Here is a 16739-nt window from a genome sequence, read left to right on the forward strand (position 1 = left end):
GCCGTGACCGCCGCTCGCGCGGAGGTCACGGCCGGAGGTCACGGGCGTGCCCGCTACTTGCTGTTCTCCTCGCCACCGGACTCGGCCGCGGTGTCGGCCTCGTCCGCTCCGGGGGTCCCGCCGTCCTCGGCGGCGCCGGCCGGGGCCTCGCCGCCGTCGACCGGGTCCCCGACGACCACGCGGGCCGGACGGAGGATCCTCTCACCGATGCGGTACCCGGGCTGGAACACCTCGATCACCGACTGTACGGAGATGTTGGGGACCGGCACCAGGGTGAGCGCCTCGTGGATGTTCGGGTCGAACTCGTCGCCCTGGTCCGCGTAGCGCTCCAGGCCCAGCTTGGTGACGGAGGCCTCCAGGGCCTCGCCCACCGCCTTGAACCCGCCGTTGAGCTCGTCGTGGTCCCGCGCCCGGCCGATGTCGTCCAGGATCGGCAGGAGTTCGCCGAGGACCTGGGCGGTCGCCGTCTCGCGGACCGCGACGCGGTCGCGCTCGACGCGCTTGCGGTAGTTGGAGTACTCCGCCTGCACGCGCTTGATGTCGTTGGTCAGCTCGATGACCCGCTCGTCCGCGTTGATCGCGTCCGTGACCACGGATTCCGGAGTGTCCGGAATCTCGGGGAAGTCCTCCAGCTCGGCCTCGACGACGTCCTCGTCGGAGTCGTCCGGCGCGGCGGCGGGCTCCTCGGGGGCGGTGGCCCCCTTGGGCTCGCGGACCTCACCGGTCTCGGGGTCGATCCGGCGGTTGTCGCGGATCACCGGGCCCTGCTTCTCCTCACCGTCACCGGTGTCGGAGTTGTTCGTGTTGTTGTCCGACGGTGCCATGTCCGGCGTGCCCTCCTTCCTCGACTCGACCTGGGGCTCAGGACTGCTGCTGGTTGCCCTTGCCGTTGTCCTCGTCGACGATCTCGGCGTCCACGACGTCGGTGTCGTCGGCGGAGTCGGAGGCCGAAGCGCCGGCGTCGCCCTCGGCACCGCCCTGCTGGCCCTGGCTGTAGATCGCGGAACCGATCTTCTGGCTGGCCAGCGCGACCTTCTCGCTCGCGGAGCGGATGGCCTCGACGTCGGTGCCCTCGAGTGCGGTCTTCAGCTCGGCCACCGCGGCCTCGGTCTCGGAGCGCACGTCCGCCGGGATCTTGTCCTCGTTGTCCTTGATGACCTTCTCGGTCTGGTAGACGAGGGACTCGGCGTTGTTGCGGACCTCGGCCTCCTCGCGGCGCTTGCGGTCCTCCTCCGCGTACTGCTCGGCGTCGCGGACCATCTTGTCGATGTCGTCCTTGGACATCGCGGAGCCGCCGGAGATGGTGACGGACTGCTCGCGGCCGGTGCCCAGGTCCTTCGCGGTGACGCTGACGATGCCGTTGGCGTCGATGTCGAAGGCGACCTCGATCTGCGGGACGCCGCGCGGCGCCGGGGGCAGGCCGGTCAGGTCGAAGACGCCCAGCTTCTTGTTGTACTGGGCGATGTCGCGCTCACCCTGGTAGACCTGGATCTGCACGGACGGCTGGTTGTCGTCGGCCGTCGTGAAGATCTCGGAGCGCTTGGTGGGGATGGTGGTGTTGCGCTCGATGAGCTTGGTGAACACCCCGCCCTTGGTCTCGATGCCCAGCGACAGCGGGGTCACGTCCAGGAGCAGGACGTCCTTGACCTCGCCCTTGAGCACGCCGGCCTGGAGCGCGGCGCCGATCGCCACGACCTCGTCCGGGTTGACGCCCTTGTTGGGCTCCTTGCCGCCGGTCATCTCCTTGACCAGGTCGGCGATGGCGGGCATACGGGTCGAGCCGCCCACCAGGACCACGTGGTCGATCTGGTCGACACTGATCCCCGCGTCCTTGATGACCTGCTGGAACGGCGTCTTGGTCCGCTCGACCAGGTCGGAGGTCAGGCGCTGGAACTCGGCGCGGGAGAGCTTCTCGTCCAGGTGCAGCGGGCCCTCGGCCGAGGCCGTGATGTAGGGCAGGTTGATGCCCGACTCGCTGGAGCTGGACAGCTCGATCTTGGCCTTCTCAGCGGCCTCGCGCAGGCGCTGCAGGGCCATCTTGTCCTTGGACAGGTCCACGCCGTTGGAGTTCTTGAAGCGCTCGACCAGCCAGTTGACGATCGCCTGGTCCCAGTCGTCGCCGCCGAGGTGGTTGTCGCCGTTGGTCGCCTTGACCTCCACGACGCCGTCGCCCACCTCCAGCAGGGAGACGTCGAAGGTGCCGCCGCCCAGGTCGTACACCAGGATGGTCGCCTCCTCCTCCTTCTCCAGGTGGTAGGCGAGGGCGGCCGAGGTCGGCTCGTTGATGATGCGCAGGACGTTGAGGCCCGCGATCGTGCCGGCCTCCTTGGTGGCCTGGCGCTGGGAGTCGCTGAAGTAGGCGGGGACGGTGATGACCGCGTCGGTCACGTCCTCGCCGAGGTAGGCCTCGGCGTCGCGCTTGAGCTTCTGGAGCACGAAGGCGCTGATCTGCTGGGGGTTGAAGGTCTTGTCGTCGATCTTCACCGTCCAGTCGGTGCCGATGTGGCGCTTGACCGAGCGGATGGTGCGGTCGACGTTGGTGACCGCCTGGCGCTTGGCGACCTCGCCGACGAGCACCTCGCCGTTCTTGGCGAAGGCGACGACGGACGGGGTGGTACGGGAGCCCTCGGCGTTGGCGATGACCGTCGGCTCGCCGCCCTCCAGGACCGCGACACACGAGTTCGTCGTACCGAGGTCGATTCCGACCGCACGAGCCATGGTTGCTTCCTCCGTCAAAGTTGAGTCGTTCAGGCGTAAGTTTGCTTCGTCGAGCGAGGGCTGTCAAGTCAGTTGAGTCGATCAGACTCAAGTTGGTTCCTACGCCCTGACAACGGCCGGACAAGCCGGGATGTTCCCGACCTGGGCACTCCCCACGAGGAAGATGGGGGAACCCCGGGACAACTCGGGGACATCCTTGACCTGGAAACCAGGGGAGGTCAGGGGCGTCCGGGGGTAATCCCGGCGGCTCCGGGCGGCGGGGACGGGGGCGCGGTTCCCCGCCGGGGGCGGGGCGTCCGGCCCGGCCGTCCACAGCCGCGGGTTCCCGGTTGCCCCCGCCTCCGCTGTGGCCCAACCTGGGATCGGGGGAGAATCCCGGTGGTCCCACCGATGCCCGGGGCGCCCGCCGGTGTCCGCGGTCCGCTACATATAGGGGAGGCGCGGTGTGTCCGGGGTCGTCCCGGACGCACGCCCGTGGTTCTGTTGCGTCGGCGCCCGCGGGCCTCGGCGCGGGCGGGCGCCGCGGCCCCGGTCCGCGCCGGAAGGGGCGCCCGCCGGGTCCGCGCCCGGCGGCGGGGCGATCCGGTGGCGGGCGCGCGATTACCCGCTAGTAACATAAGTTCCGACCGCCGGTGTGTGGCGCACCGGTCGACGAGAAGCAGGATGGGAGGCCACGGACGATGCATCCTCTGTACTTGACGCTGGGCATCATCACCTCGGTCTTCGCCGTGGTCGCGTTCACCATGTTCGCTCTGGCCGTCCGCCAGATCGTGCGAACCGTGGGTGTGGGCCGTGCGGTGGAGCCCGAGCGCAAGGGGCCGTTCGGACAACGGTTCACCATGACGGTCATCGAGATCCTCGGGCACGGGCGCATGCTCAAGCGGCCGTGGATCGGCGTCGCGCACTGGTTCGTGATGGTCTCCTTCCCCCTTCTCGCCTTCACGGTCGTGGAGGCGCAGGGCGAGGTCTTCGACCCCCACTTCACGCTGCCGGTCATCGCCGACTGGACGATCTACGGCCTGGCGATCGAGTTCATCGCCGGGACCAGCCTCGTCGGCATCCTGGGCCTGACCGCCTACCGGTTCGTCAACCGCCCCGCGCGGATCGGCCGCGCGTCCCGCTTCATGAACTCCAAGCAGTGGACCGGCTACTACGTCGAGGCCTACATCATCGGCCTGCTGTTCGCGATCTTCGTGATCCGCGGCTTCAAGGTCGCCTCCGACACCTTCCCGTTCCCGGTCTGGGCGACCCCGATCTCCCACGCCGTGGGCGCGCTCCTGCCCGGCGACCCGGGCATCGCCGACCCGGGCATCGCCCTGGTCGCCGCGTTCAAGCTGATCATCAGCTACGCGTTCTTCGTCGTGCTGGCGCTCAAGCTCACCATGGGCGTGGGCTGGCACCGCTTCATCGCGCCGGTCAACATCTACTTCAAGCGCAACGCCGACGGGAAGCCGACCCTCGGCGCCGCCAAGCAGATGATGGACAGGTCCGGCACCAAGCCCCTCGACTTCGAGGAGGCCGACCCGGACGAGGACCCGTTCGGCGCGGGCAAGATCGAGGACTTCACCTGGAAGGGTCTCCTCGACTTCAGCAGCTGCACCGAGTGCGGCCGCTGCCAGTCGCAGTGCCCCGCCTGGAACACCGGCAAGCCCCTCTCGCCCAAGAAGGTCATCCTCGACCTCCAGCGGCACGCGTACGAGAAGGCCCCGTACCTCCTCCAGGGCATCACCGAGGAGACCCTCGCCGAGAAGCCCGACGAGAGCCACGCGGGCGTGGACGTCCTCGCACTCCTCAACAAGCCGCTGGTCGGCACCGAGGAGGAGGGCGGCGTCATCCACCCCGACGAGCTGTGGGCCTGCACCAACTGCGGCGCCTGCGTCGAGCAGTGCCCGGTCGACATCGAGCACATCGACCACATCCTCGACATGCGCCGCTACCAGGTCATGGTCGAGTCCAACTTCCCGTCCGAGGCCAACACGCTCCTCAAGAACCTGGAGAACAAGGGCAACCCCTGGGGCATGGCCGAGGACCGGCGCATGGACTGGATCGCCGAGCTGGCCTCCCAGGAGAACCCGGTCGAGGTCCAGGTCGTCGAGGACAAGCTGCCCGAGGGCACCGAGTACCTGTTCTGGGTCGGCTGCGCCGGGGCGCTGGAGGACCGGGCGAAGAAGACCACCAAGGCCATCGCCGAACTGCTGGACATCGCGGGCGTCAAGTTCGCCGTCCTGGGCGGCATGGAGGCCTGCACCGGCGACCCCGCCCGCCGCCTGGGCATGGAGTACGTCTTCCAGATGCTCGCGCAGCAGAACGTGGAGACGCTCAACGACGCCGGCGTCACGAAGATCGTGGCCAGCTGCCCCCACTGCTTCAACACCCTCGCCAACGAGTACCCGCAGCTCGGCGGCACCTATGAGGTCGTCCACCACAGCCAGCTGCTGGCCAAACTGGTGGAGGAGGGGCAGCTCACCCCGGTCAACTCCGTGGACGAGAACATCACCTACCACGACCCCTGCTTCCTGGGCCGCCACAACAAGGTGTACACGCCGCCGCGCGACATCATGGCCCAGGTGCCCGGGGTCAAGACCCAGGAGATGCACCGCCACAAGGAGCGGGGCTTCTGCTGCGGCGCGGGCGGCGCCCGCATGTGGATGGAGGAGCGGATCGGCAAGCGCATCAACACCGAGCGGGTGGACGAGGCGCTGACCACCAACCCCGACACCGTCTCCACCGCCTGCCCGTTCTGCCAGGTCATGCTCGGCGACGCGATCAACGAGAAGAAGTCGCAGGGCGAGGCCAAGGAGACGCTGGAGGTCGTGGACGTCTCCCAGCTGCTCCTGCGCTCGGTCCGGGGCGAGGCGCCCAAGGAGGCCGAGGCCGCCGACGCCTGACCGTCGGCACGCGCTCCCGCCGTCGGCGGGGGCGGGGAGGGGCCGGGCCCGGGTCGCGGGGGGTCTCGCGACCGGAGCCCGGCCCCTCCGGCGTTCCCCGACGCCCGCGCAGCCCGCGCGGAGCGGCGCCGGGCAGTGCGGACGCCATGACGGGGTGTGCATGCCGGGTGCGGGTCGCGGCAGGGGCGGGGCCCGTCCGGCGGCGGGGAGGGCGCCCCGTGCCCGGGGTCGGGGTCGCCCGGCGGCGTCGTCCACAGCCTGTGGACAGTGCCCCGCTTCACCCCGACCCGACCCGCTCCGTGCCGCCTCGCCCCGATCCGCGTCGGCCGTGTCCGGCGCAGAGGCGCACGCGGCTCCGCGGTCCGGAGCCCGCGGGGTCCTCGGTCCACCGCCGGCCCGCCGCTCTCCGGGACGGGCCGGGCCCCGGGGGTCACGGGGCGAGGTGCTCGGTGAGGAATCCGTCGAGGGTGTGCCGGGTGAGCTGGCTCGCGAAGCCTCCCCAGTTCAGGTCGAACATGTGCTCCGCCCAGGGGATCTCCAGGTATCGGTGCGCGACCCCGGCCTCGTCCAGCCGGGCGGCCATGCGGCGGTTGTCCTCCGTGCCCAGGAACAGGTCGTGGCCCGACATGACCAGCAGGGTGGGCGGGCTGTCGGCCGACACCTGGTGGAGGGGGGAGATGAGTTCGTACTCCTCGGGGACCTCCTCCGGGGTCCCGCCCATCATCCGGACGGAGCCCTCGTCCAGGTCGTCGCCGACGGGGGAGTGGCGCTGCCGCCACGGCACCTCGGGGGCCCCGTCGGTTCCGTCGGCCACGGAGTACCAGGCCACGACCGCGTCCGGGGCCGTCTCGGAAACGTCGCAGCTCGGCGGGATCTCCTCCGCCGACGTGTACCCGGCGAGGAGCGCGAGCAGGCCCCCCGCGGACTGACCGGTGACGGCGATCCTGTCCGGGTCCGCCCCGTACTCCTCCGCGTGCGCGCGGGCCCAGCCGACGGCGCACTTGACGTCGGAGACGGGCGCGGACCAGTCACCGTCCGGGAAGTACCGGTAGTCGACGTCGAACACCACGCGACCGCCGTCCGCCAGCCACGTGTCCCAGCGGGGAAGGAGGCTCTGCGGCAGGTCGTCGGCGCCTCCGTGGACGTTCACCACGATGGGCAGCGGTGCGTCGTCCTCCCTCCGCTCCGGTTCCCACACGTCGAGGACCAGTTCCTCCGCGGCCTCGGGGGCGCCGCTGCCCGAGGGGTCGGCGATCTCCTCCCCGGACTCGTCGAGCCGCAGGTAGACGCGCGTCTCGGGTTCACGGTCGGCGCTGGTGGACAGGCCCGCGGTGTACTCGGCGAGGCTGAGCCGCGCGCCCTCGGCGCGCGCGGTGGACCAGATCGCGGCGGGGGGCACCAGGGCCGCGGCGAGCACGGCCGCGTTGGCCGCGGCGGCGACCGCCGCGAGTCGCCGCCCCCGACCGGCCGAGGGGCCCGGCGCCGGGGCCCCGTCCCGTTCCCGGGGGCTCCGGCGCCGGCCGCGGAACAGGACGGTGAGGGCGATCAGCAGCCCCGCGGCGGCCGGTACGGCGAACACCAGGCTGAACTCCAGCGCCAGCAGCGCGTACTGCCACGCGTCCCACGACGGCGGCGGCAGCAGCACGAGTGCGGCCGCCGCCGCTCCCGGAAGGGCGGTGATGCACGCGGCGGCGAGGGCGGCTCTGCGTCCGACGGCGGCGGTCGGCCGCCGGCCGGCGCCGCGTTCGTGTGGGTGGTCCATGCGTCCTCCATTCGATACGTTCGTATCGATACGAGTGTATCGAATCGTGGGGGTGTGTCACAATGTGGCCGTGCCCAGGTACGTAGACAGGGAAGAACGCCGCCGGAGGGTGGCCGCGGCGCTCCACCGGATCGCCGCCCGCGAGGGTCTTGAGGGCGTCAGCATCCGGACCGTCGCGGCGGAGGCGGAACTCTCCGCGGGGGCCGTCCAGCGCGACTTCGGCACCAAGGAGGACCTGCTCCGCTTCGCGCTCCGCGAGGCGCTGGCGGCGGTGTCCGCCCGGATCTCCCGTGTGCGCATCGGCCCCGGGAAGCTGACCTTCGCCGAGGGGTTGCGCCAGGTCCTGCTCGACCTGCTGCCCACGGACGGGGACCGCCTGGCCGAGGCCCGCGTCTGGTCCGCGTTCTACGCGCGCGCCTCCGTGGACGCCGACTTCGCCGAGGTCCTCGCCGAGCTCGACGCCCAGGCCCGCACCGCCCTCCGGGCCGCCCTCGGGTACGCCGCGGAGCAGGGGGAGCTCGCGCCGGGCCAGGACGTCGACTCCCTCGTGGAGCTGCTGCTCGTCCTCGTCGACGGAATCTGGCTCAGCGCCGCCCGCCGTCCGCCGGGTACGTCCCTGGATCCCCAGCGGAGGGCGATCGACGCGGCCGTCCGCGCCGTCGCCCCCCGGCCGCCGGGCGGCCCCGCCACCCCCGGCTGACCGCCCGGGCCCGCCGGTCGATGCGCTCCCCGGAGGCAGGGGTCCTTTCCATGTCGAAAGGGCATAGGGTGGCCGGCATGGACCTCGTCGGCGCCTGCAAGGCTTTCGTGAACGTGAGCGACAGGGGCAGCTTCACCCTCGGCGCCGCCGCCGCCCGCATTCCCCAGCCCGTGGCCAGCCGGCGCATCGCGGCCCTGGAGAGCCACCTGGGGGCGCGGCTGTTCGACCGCTCCACACGTCGGGCCGTCCTCACCCGCTTCGGGCGCGACATGCTCCCGTCCGCCCGGCGCCTGGTCCAGCTGGCGGAGGAGATGGAGCACGACGCCGAGCGCGCCGCGCTGCGCCCGCTGCGCCTCGCCGTGCCGGACATCTGCGCCACCCGCGACCTCGCGGCGCTCGGCGCCGAGGCCCGGAGGGAGGGCGTGCACCTGGACTTCCGGCCCGCGCCGCCGGCCGTCCGGACCGAGCTCCTGGGTTCTCGCGAGGTCCGCGCCGCGCTGACGGGCGCCCCGCCGGGCGAGGCGGCCTGGTCGGTGCCCCTCGGACTGGCGAGCGCCGTGGAGCCCCGGGTCGGCTCCTTCCACGTGGAGACCCTGCGCGTGGACCGCGGCAGGTCGGCCACGCGGGGCCGACGCGTCTGGATCCAGCCCGAGGACGACGTCCCCCACGTCCGCGACCCCCTCAACCGCCTGCGGGACGCCGTCGGGCTGAGACCCGCCCAGGTCTCCGTGGCCGCCTCCCTGGCCTCCGCCGCCGCCGAGGTGCTGGGCTCGGACGACCTCCTCCTGTGCTCCCGCCGACAGGCCGTCGACCTGGGACTGCACTGGCGCCCGATCGGCGGGATCAGCCTCGCCCGCGGATACGACGTGGCGGCCGACACCGGTGAGGAGGCCGAGCGGCTGCGTTCGCTCCTCGGCCACGGCATAGCCCGCTGCCTGGGCGCGCCGGACGGGCAGGGGGAGTCCGGGTGAGCGCCACCGCACTGGTCCGGGACCTGCGCCGCGAACTCGACGAGGGCGGGTTGCGGGGATCGTTCCTCGTCCGGGACCTCGACACGGGCGAGGAGCTGGGCATCGAGCCCGAGCTGGAGTTCTCGACCGCCTCACTCGTCAAGGTGCCGCTCGCCATCGCCACGCTCGAACGCATCCGGGTCGGCGAGATCGACGGCGCCGAGCAGGTGCTCGTGCAGCCGGGCCTGAGCGATCTCCCGATGCACACGGGGATGAGCAGGTTCCGCCACCCCGCGAAGGTCAGCGTCGAGGACCTCCTGTACCTCAGCACGTGCCTGAGCGACAACACCGCCGCGGACACCCTCTTCGAGGTCACCCCGCCCGAGAGGGTCGACGCCTGGCTCCGCTCCGCGGGACTGCGCGGCATCACCGTCCGGCACAAGCTCCGCGACCTCAACGAGACCCCCGCGGACCGGCTCGGACCCGACCAGGTGCACCTGGCGCACTCCCTGGCCATCGGGGAGGGCACGGCGGGGCGCGGGCACCGCATCCCGCAGCTCGACGTGACCCGGGCCAACTCCGGCTCGGCCCGGGCGTTCACCGACCTGCTGGAGGCCCTGTGGCGGCCCTCGGTGATCGACCCGGGGATCGCCGCGCGGGTGCGGGAGCTCATGCGCAGCAACGTGCTGCGCCACCGCCTCGCCCCGGACTTCACCTCCGACGCGTCCACCTGGTCGTCCAAGACCGGCACCCTGCTGAACCTGCGCCACGAGTTCGGCGTGGTCGAGCACGCGGACGGCCAGGCGTTCGCGGTGTCGGTGCTCACCGAGTCGCGGGTGCCCGCCGTCCACCAGCCCGGGGCCGAGGCGCTCATGGCCCGTGTGGCCCGCTCCCTGCGCGACCACCTCCGCGCCTGGTGAACCCCGCGCCGCCGTGACCGGCCCTCCGGCCCGTGGCGCGAGAGCTTCCGCGCCACGGGCACGGCGTGCCAGCCCCCGTGCGCGGCCGGCTCCCGGATCGCACCCTTCCGGAGAAAAGGCAGGGGGCTCGGGGCGGCACCGTGAAATTCGGTGCGTTCCGGTGCGGCGCCCTTCGCGGAACGGATCCATTTCGCCGAGGGCCAGCCCTTCGGCGCGGCTCGGAAGAATCGGGGGGCGGGTGGCGCCCGGCCCCGGAGCAGCGTTCGGGACCGCCGTTTCGGGCGGGCCCGCCGAGAAGGCGGACGACAGCGGCGGCGGGCCGGTCGGAAGCCGTCGTCCGGGGCCGCCGGGGCCCGGGGAGCTGCACCGGGACCGCCCCCGGTGCGTGGGCGGTCGGTACTCGCGGTGTCTCCAGGACGGTCGCGCGGACGCTCCGCACCGGACCGGTTTCCCCGGGAGGACGTTTTCCGCGAAACGAACTCACCGGTACGGGGATTCCGCGCATGAAACTTTCTCATGAATGCCGTTCTCCCTACGCGGAAGCCGATCTTCGTGTAGAACTCTTGTCGACACCGCGCGCAGGTGTCGGTCCGTTTCGAGCATGCCGGAACGGACAAAACCGCCCTCGGGTGGACACGGTCGGATACAGGACGGGGACGTGGTCGGGGGCCGCACCCCACCGGTCCGGCCGACCCGCCCGGCGGGGGAGGGGACCGGTCGGTGCACAGGCCGGGAACCCGGGGTCAGCGGACACGCCCGACGCGAGTGATGAGGGGGCCGGGCGCGCTCGCTGACACCGCGGGCCGCCCGCACGCGAGCCGGGGAACCGGACGTGTGCGGGCGGCCGCGTCGTGCCCCGCGGCCTGCCCGGATGACATTTGTCAGTGCGGGGGCCGGGAGGTTCCGCACCGGCAGCCGGTGACAACGGCGTCTGTCCCGGGCGCCCGTCCCCGCGGGAACCTGGTCGCATGACGACGACAGCGAACCCAGCCCAGGCCCACGACACCGCCCCGGACGCCACCGGGCCCGCGGTGGTCGTCCGGGACCTGCGCCAGCGCTACGGGACCTTCGAGGCGGTCCGGGGCGTCTCCTTCGAGATCCACCCCGGAGAGCTCTTCGCCCTGCTGGGCACGAACGGCGCCGGGAAGACCACGACCATCGAGACGCTGGAGGGCTTCCGCAAGCCCAGCTCCGGCACGGTCCGGGTCTTCGGCGCCGACCCCTACGGCCAGCCGGTCGGCGTCCGGGAGCGCACCAACGCGGTCCTGCAGGGCAGCGGCCTGCTGGAGGACCTGACGGTCGGGGAGACCGTCTCCCTCGCCCACGACCTCGCCGCCGCCCCGCGCGACGCCGAGGAGGTCCTGGGCCTGGTGAACCTCCTGGACAAGCGCCGGGTCGCCGTCCGCCAGCTGTCCGGCGGCCAGAAGCGCCGGCTCGACCTCGGACTCGCCCTCGTCACCAGCCCCGAGGTCCTGTACCTGGACGAGCCGACCACCGGCATGGACCCGGAGGCTCGCCAGGAGACCTGGCGCATCATCGGCGACCTGAAGAGGGACGGGGTCGCGATCCTCCTCACCACGCACTACCTGGAGGAGGCGGAACGGCTCGCCGACCGGCTCGCGATCATGCACCGGGGCGAGGTGCGGGTCGAGGGGACCCTGGCCGGGGTCCTCGCCGGGTGGGGCGACCGGGTGAGCTTCCTGCTCCCCGAGGACGTGCGCACGGGGGACCTGCCGAGCCTGCCCGGGGCCGAGGTGGCCGTGGAGACGCGCGACCACTCCCTGTGGGCCACGTACACCGTCCTGGACGGCGACGTCTCCGACCGGGCCCACCACGCCGTCGCGGCGCTCATCGGGTGGGCCGCCGGGAACGGGACCACGCTCAAGAACCTCCAGGTGCGCGGCGCCTCCCTGGAGGACGTGTTCCTCCGGGTCGCGGACGGCGCGGCGGACCTCGTCCGGGACTGAGCACCCCGCGCCGCGTGAGCGGCCGCCGAGCACACCCCCGGCCCCCGGGCCACCCCACGACGTACGGAGCACACCATGACCACACCCACCGCGGCCGCAGCGGCCCCGGGGCGGCCCCGGCCCACCACCGGCCGATTCCGGCAGGCCGCGCGCCTGACCCGGACCGAGTTCACACTGTTCGTGCGGTACAAGACCGCGTGGATGTTCCTGGCCCTGCCCATGTTCCTGCTCGTGGTCTCCCTGGGGATGGAGTCCTACGAGGTCTTCCCCGGGGTGGACAGCACCGCGATGTCGATGGCGGGGATGCTCGGCAGCATCGGCCTGATCGTCGGCCTCGGGCACGCCTCCAACGTGTTCACGGCGCGCCGGGAGGCCCTGGTGCTCAAGCGGCTCCGGGTGAGCGGGGTGCCGCAGGCGGCGATCTTCGGCGCCGTCATCGGCGTGGTGGCCCTCTTCTCGCTGCTGGTCGCCGTGCTGATGACCGCCGTGACCTCCGCGTTCACCGGATCGATGCCGCAGGACCCGGTGATGCTGCTGGTGGCGGTGCTGCTGAGCACCGTGCCGATGACCCTGCTCGGCCTGCTGGTCACCCCGATGGTGCGCAACGCCGAGGCCGCCCAGATGGCGGCGATGGTGCCCATGATGATCCTGCTGTTCCTGGGAGGGCTGTTCATCCCGCTGGGCATGCTGCCGGACCCCCTGCGGGAAGCGATGATGCTGCTGCCGGTCGCGCCGGTCACCCTGATGGCCCAGGCCGCCTTCACCGGCTATGACGTGTTCGGCGGGTTGGAGGCGGCGACGCAGCCCGGCTACCTCGGGCTGTGGGCCGCCGCGCTCCCCTCGATCTGCGTCGTGCTCGCGTGGACCGCGGTCCTGGCGCTGCTGGTGCGCAGGTTCTTCAAGTGGGACCCCCGCCAGCCGTGACCGGGGCGGGATCCGGGGAGCGGGGGCGGCCGGGGACGGACGGCCGCCCCCGCTCCCCGCTCGGGCGGGCACAGCAGTTCGGACGGCGGTGCGGCCGTAGGCGCCCAGGGGCCCAAGCGGGCGAGCGCGGCGGTCCATGGAGCGGACCCCGCCCATGAGCAGGACCCTTGCGCCCCCGCGCGGACGGGCACGGCGGCGGGCGGGCCGTCCGGCGACCCCCTCTCCCCGACCGGCGGTGGGTTCCCGTCACGGAGCTCCTCCCACCACCCTGGCAGGATGGTGGGGGCCGCACCAGTGCGTTCCGGAGCCTGTGGACGACGGGGCCGGCGCAGGCCGGGACGCCGGGTCGGACACGCGGAGGGGACCGTGGGCATGGTGGAAGGGGACGTCGGCCTGGACGGCGTGAGCGCGAGGAACACGAGGCGGCTGAGGATCGCCCGGGCGATCACCGTCTGGTCGACGTACCCGCTGGCACTGGCCCAGGCCTTCTGGGCCGTGATCGACGCCGGCTACCTGTCGGACGTCGGCCTCCCCCCGTGGATCGCCGCCGTGGCGGCTGTCCCGGCGCTGGGCTCGGGCGTCCTGCTCGTCCTCCTCATCCGGGGACGCGTCGACGGCACGGGCGCCGCCGACCGCCGCCTGGTCGTCTGGTCGCTCGTCCTGAGCTGCGCCTCCTTCGCCCTGGTCCAGAGCCTCTTCAACTCCGCCCTGGTCCTGGCGACCTGGTGGGGGGTGGTCGCGAACGCCGTGCCGTCCAGGACGAGCCGGAACCTGGGCCTGGCGCTCGCGGCCCTGAGCTGGCTCAAGGCGCTCACCCTGCCCCTGGTCCTGGGCATCCCGCCCCTCGCCTTCACCTTCACCTGGATGTTCGGCGTCGGCTTCGCGCTGCTGTTCCGGTTCCTGTTCGCCTCGACCTTCTGGCTGTGGGACATCACCAACGACGCGATCCGCGGGCAGGCGGCGCGCGCCCGGCTGGCCGTCGGCGAGGAGCGGCTCCGGTTCGCCCGCGACATGCACGACCTGCTCGGCCACAGCCTGTCCGCCCTGGCGGTCAAGGCCGAACTGGCCGGCAGGCTCGCCGAACGCTCCCCGGACCGGGCCAGGACGGAGATGTCCGAGGTGCAGGACCTGGCCCGCGCGGCACTGCAGCAGGTGCGCGGGGCGGTGAGCGGCTACCGCGAGGTGGACCTGGCCGGTGAGGTCGCCTCCGTGGGCGGTGTCCTCGAGGCGAACGGGACCAGGGTGGCCGTCAGCGGCCTGGACGGCCCCGACCTGCCCTCGCGGACCGAGGCCCTGGCCGCGTGGGTGGTGCGGGAGGGCGGCACCAACGTGCTCCGGCACAGCGACGCCTCCCGGTGCGCGATCTCGTTCTCCCGGCTGCAGGGGCGGCCCGACCGGCCGACGGCGCTGGTGGTGGAGGTGTTCAACGACAGGGCGCGCGACGGCGGCGAACCCGGGTCCTCCTCGGGCAACGGCCTGGCGGGCCTGTCCGAACGCGTCTCCCTGGGCGGCGGGTCCCTCTCGGCCGCGCGCACGAGGGACGGCGGCTTCCTGCTCCGGGCGGTCCTCCCCCTGGAGGCCGGGGCCGGGACGGGGCCCGTCGGTGCGGGGGCCTCCTCCGAGCACGGGGAGGGCCGTCGATGAACCACGGGGTCGATCCCGCCGGGAGCCGGCGGACCGAGCGCAAGCTCCGCGTGGCCCGGCGCATCATCCTCGGCTCGATGCTGTTCATCCTCCTCATCCTGGTCGGCATGCCCTTGACGGAGCTCAGGCTCGGCACCGACAAGGTCACGCTGTGGAGGACCGTCCTGGCGGAGGCTGTCGCCGTCCCCCTCGGCGTGGCCCTGATGGCCATGTTCCGGGACCGGATGGACGGGCGGCGCGACCCGCGGCCCTGGCTCTACTGGGGCTCGATCGCGATGGCGGCGGTCGCCGCCGCGGCCCTCCAGGTCCCCGTCAGCAGCATGTTCTTCCTCGGCGCGTGGTGGGCCGTCGGGGTCTTCGTGGCCTCCCGGAGGCGTGGAGCGGCCGTCAGCGCGCTCCTTCTCGCGCTCCCCTGGGCGCTGATCCCGTTCAGCCCCTTGGATATCCAGTTCATCCCCTTTCTCCTGGCCTGGGTCTTCTCGATCGGGTGGGCGCTCCTGCTCTCCGCGGGCTCGCTCGCGTCCCTCTGGCTGTGGGACGTCACCAACGACGCCGTGAAGGGCCAGAGGGCCAGGGCGCAGCTGGCGGTGACCGAGGAGCGGCTCCGGTTCGCCCGGGACATGCACGACCTGCTCGGCCACAGCCTGTCGGCCCTGGCGGTCAAGGCGGAGCTGGCGAGCAGGCTGGTCGACCGCGCGCCCGCACGGGCCGCCGCCGAGATGGAGGAGGTGCACGAACTCGCCCGCAAGGCGCTGCAGCAGGTCCGCACCGCTGTCAGCGGGTACCGGGAGGTGGACCTCGCGGAGGAGGTGGCGTCGGTCGGCGCGGTCCTGGCGGCCAACGGCACCGCCGTGTCCGTCACCGGCCTGGAGGGCCTGTCCCTGCCGCCGGACCGGGAGTCCCTGGCCGCGTGGGTGGTGCGGGAGGGGGTCACCAACGTGCTCCGGCACAGCGACGCCACCGCGTGCGAGATCGCCTTCACCCGGGCGAAGGACACCGCCATGGGCCGGGCCCTGGTGGTGGAGGTGTCCAACGACGGGGCGCGCGACGGCGGCGAACGCGGGACCTCCTCGGGCAGCGGGCTGGCGGGCCTGTCCGAACGCGTCTCCCTGGGCGGCGGCTCCCTGTCGGCCGTGCGCACGAAGGGCGGCGGTTTCCTGCTCCGGGCCGTCCTGCCCCTGTGAGGGGCCCGCCGGTCCGCCCGCCCCGGCGGGCGCCGCCGCCGTGTCCGGCGGAGCCGCTCGTCCGGCGCCCGTGGACCCCGCGCGGGCCGGCCCTCTTCCCGCGCGGTGGGGACGGGTGGGCGCCGGGCGCATCGTGGAGGTGGGCGAGGGGCCCTCTCCCCGCAAGGAGGGCGCGGGCCCGTCAGAGGACTCCCACCGAGGCGAACGCCTCGTCGATCGCCGCGGTCGCCTCCTCCCCTCCGTCCGTGTTGATGCCGAGCATGAACGCGCCGTTCCGGTCACCCGTCTCCACCAGCAGGAACCGGCCGTAGGACGCCTCGTCCCCGCCGCCGTCCACGGCCACCCCGAACGCGGGGGAGCCGCCCACGTCGGTCGCGCCGGAGGGCTCGACCTCGAGCGAGGCGACGTCGGTCACCAGGCCGCCCAGCGATTCCACCGCGAGGCGCACCCCGGCCACGGCCATCGGCTCCGCCGCGTGGAGCTGCTCGCTGCCGGTGACGATGATCGCGTCCGGGTCCTCCGCCGAGCCGTACACGGCGTACGAGTAGTACTCCGGGGGGACCTCGTCGTCGCCGAGCCGCTGCCAGCCCTCCCCCGGGAGCTGGTAGGTCAGTCCCGAGCGCGGGTCCTCGACCGTGCCCTCGGGGGAGGCGTCCCCGCCTGCCTGGTCCCCGCCCGCCTCGTCGCCCCCCGTCTCGTCGGCGGCGCGTCCGTCCTCCTCCGACGCGGAGCCGCCGCCCGAGAAGGGGCCGCCGTCGGACAGGAACCAGCCGAGTCCGGCCGCGGTCGCCAGCAGGAAGACGAAGGTCACGGTGAGCGCGATGGCGAGCGTCACCTTGCGCGCGGGCTCCTCCTCCCCTCCTGGCCTGCGCCGGGAACGCGACTCCACACCGCCCTGGGGCTCCTGGCGGTCCGGTTCGTCTGGGTACATCTGCGGCTCCTGGAAGGGTGTGCGCCTCGGGGGGACGGAAGGGGGTCCCGAGAGGCCAATACCCCGTGCGGGCCGCGGTGGAGCGGAAGGACGTGGCCGGATCAGGCCGATTTCGGGTGAACAGGAGCGGACAGGGGAAAACCGCTTGGCC

At 72.9% G+C, this 16739-nt stretch carries 12 protein-coding genes; 8 read left to right on the forward strand and 4 right to left on the reverse strand.

Annotated elements, in window-relative coordinates:
* Positions 1–53: 53 nt before the first annotated feature.
* Both grpE and dnaK read right to left on the reverse strand, forming a co-directional pair.
* Positions 54–824 carry a nucleotide exchange factor GrpE gene (grpE, locus tag OUQ99_RS01695; RefSeq protein WP_267947648.1) on the reverse strand — a complete coding sequence of 257 codons (771 nt, stop codon included), beginning with the start codon at positions 822–824 and terminating at the stop codon, positions 54–56.
* 37 nt (positions 825–861) lie between these two features.
* Positions 862–2718 (reverse strand): molecular chaperone DnaK, encoded by a 1857-nt coding sequence (dnaK, locus tag OUQ99_RS01700; RefSeq protein ID WP_267947649.1) that lies wholly within the window; start codon positions 2716–2718, stop codon positions 862–864.
* A gap of 680 nt (positions 2719–3398) precedes the next feature.
* On the opposite strand from dnaK, the gene OUQ99_RS01705 reads away from it, so the two are divergent.
* The gene (locus tag OUQ99_RS01705) at positions 3399–5606 is read left to right on the forward strand and encodes a (Fe-S)-binding protein (protein WP_267947650.1); all 2208 of its coding nucleotides are present in this window, start codon (positions 3399–3401) and stop codon (positions 5604–5606) included.
* 430 nt (positions 5607–6036) lie between these two features.
* Here OUQ99_RS01705 and OUQ99_RS01710 read toward each other — a convergent pair whose 3' ends face one another.
* On the reverse strand, positions 6037–7368 hold the full coding sequence (locus tag OUQ99_RS01710) for an alpha/beta hydrolase (RefSeq protein WP_267947651.1): 1332 nt from the start codon (positions 7366–7368) through the stop codon (positions 6037–6039).
* 64 nt (positions 7369–7432) lie between these two features.
* On the opposite strand from OUQ99_RS01710, the gene OUQ99_RS01715 reads away from it, so the two are divergent.
* From OUQ99_RS01715 to OUQ99_RS01745, 7 genes are all read left to right on the forward strand, one after another.
* Positions 7433–8068: a TetR/AcrR family transcriptional regulator gene (locus OUQ99_RS01715; RefSeq protein ID WP_267947652.1), complete on the forward strand. Its 636-nt coding sequence runs from the start codon at positions 7433–7435 to the stop codon at positions 8066–8068.
* A 77-nt stretch (positions 8069–8145) separates the two neighbouring features.
* A complete protein-coding gene (locus OUQ99_RS01720; protein WP_267947653.1) occupies positions 8146–9039 on the forward strand; it encodes a LysR family transcriptional regulator in 894 nt (297 codons plus the stop codon).
* On the forward strand, positions 9036–9938 hold the full coding sequence (locus OUQ99_RS01725) for a serine hydrolase (RefSeq protein WP_267947654.1): 903 nt from the start codon (positions 9036–9038) through the stop codon (positions 9936–9938). The genes OUQ99_RS01720 and OUQ99_RS01725 overlap by 4 nt, the downstream gene beginning before the upstream one ends.
* A gap of 968 nt (positions 9939–10906) precedes the next feature.
* The gene (locus OUQ99_RS01730; protein ID WP_267947655.1) at positions 10907–11905 is read left to right on the forward strand and encodes an ABC transporter ATP-binding protein; all 999 of its coding nucleotides are present in this window, start codon (positions 10907–10909) and stop codon (positions 11903–11905) included.
* Between the two features lie 75 nt (positions 11906–11980).
* Complete coding sequence (locus OUQ99_RS01735) at positions 11981–12829, forward strand: ABC transporter permease (protein WP_267947656.1); 849 nt, start codon at positions 11981–11983, stop codon at positions 12827–12829.
* A gap of 372 nt (positions 12830–13201) precedes the next feature.
* Positions 13202–14473, forward strand: coding sequence for a sensor histidine kinase (locus OUQ99_RS01740; RefSeq protein ID WP_267950215.1), 1272 nt, complete (start codon positions 13202–13204; stop codon positions 14471–14473).
* The gene (locus OUQ99_RS01745) at positions 14470–15657 is read left to right on the forward strand and encodes a sensor histidine kinase (protein WP_267947657.1); all 1188 of its coding nucleotides are present in this window, start codon (positions 14470–14472) and stop codon (positions 15655–15657) included. The genes OUQ99_RS01740 and OUQ99_RS01745 overlap by 4 nt, the downstream gene beginning before the upstream one ends.
* Positions 15658–15838: 181 nt before the next feature.
* Here OUQ99_RS01745 and OUQ99_RS01750 read toward each other — a convergent pair whose 3' ends face one another.
* Positions 15839–16588 carry a hypothetical protein gene (locus tag OUQ99_RS01750; protein WP_267947658.1) on the reverse strand — a complete coding sequence of 250 codons (750 nt, stop codon included), beginning with the start codon at positions 16586–16588 and terminating at the stop codon, positions 15839–15841.
* Positions 16589–16739: the final 151 nt, after the last annotated feature.

Source organism: Streptomonospora nanhaiensis, assembly GCF_026642255.1.
In the GTDB taxonomy this organism is placed as follows: domain Bacteria; phylum Actinomycetota; class Actinomycetes; order Streptosporangiales; family Streptosporangiaceae; genus Nocardiopsis; species Nocardiopsis tropica.